At 69.1% G+C, this 696-nt stretch carries 1 protein-coding gene; it reads right to left on the bottom strand.

Going from position 1 to position 696, the window contains the following annotated elements; translation table 11 throughout:
- On the bottom strand, positions 1-623 hold a 623-nt coding region (locus AOK22_RS31810; RefSeq protein WP_055702185.1), incomplete at its 3' end, for a helix-turn-helix domain-containing protein.
- Between the last annotated feature and the right edge of the window lie 73 nt (positions 624-696).

Below are 696 nucleotides of genomic sequence, written 5' to 3'. Positions count from 1 at the left end.
GGATCCACCGGGCCGGGATCCGGGCTCAGGTCGTGCGGGGGCGGGTAGGCGGATACCTCCTCGTACAGCTCCCGGAGATCACGGTGACCGGTGGCGTTGACCTGGTGGAGGAGGCGGCCGAGGGCGTGGGCCCGGACCTCAGGGAAATTCAGGCACTGGGCCGCCAGGCCGTCCGGGTGAAGAATCAGCCGCATCACGTTCGCGCCCGAGTCCGTCAGATGCGGCGGCACGAGGTCCAGCAGCACGGACATGGCGCGATTGCCGTCGACGACGTTCCAGATGCGGTCGATCGCGGCAGCCGGGTAGGGGTCGTGGCCGGCCAGCATCGTCCTGAGAGCGGAACGGACCATCGTCATCCGGCCGCTGCCCAGCGGAGTCTCGCGGTACGCGGGGGCGTATCCGGCAGCCATCAGCAGGCCGTTGCGATCGCGCAGGGGCACGTCCAGGTGCTCGGCGAGCCGGAGCACCATCTCCCTGCTGGGCCGGGCGCGGCCCGTCTCCACACAGGACAGGTGTCGCGTCGAAGTATCCGCCTTCAAGGCCAGGTCGAGCTGACTGAGCTTTCTGCGCTGGCGCCAGTCACGCAGTAACAGGCCCACGCGGGGCAGGTCGTCCGTCTCCATCATTCCACCGTAGTCGGCGCCCGCACACAGACCATGACCTCTGAGGTCATGGAGTCCGCGACCTGGGGCGTGC

Origin of the sequence: Streptomyces silaceus (assembly GCF_001419745.1) — a bacterium.
GTDB lineage: Bacteria > Actinomycetota > Actinomycetes > Streptomycetales > Streptomycetaceae > Streptomyces > Streptomyces silaceus.
Note: the sequence above shows the minus strand (reverse complement) of the source record. Positions and strands in the feature narration are given on the sequence as shown.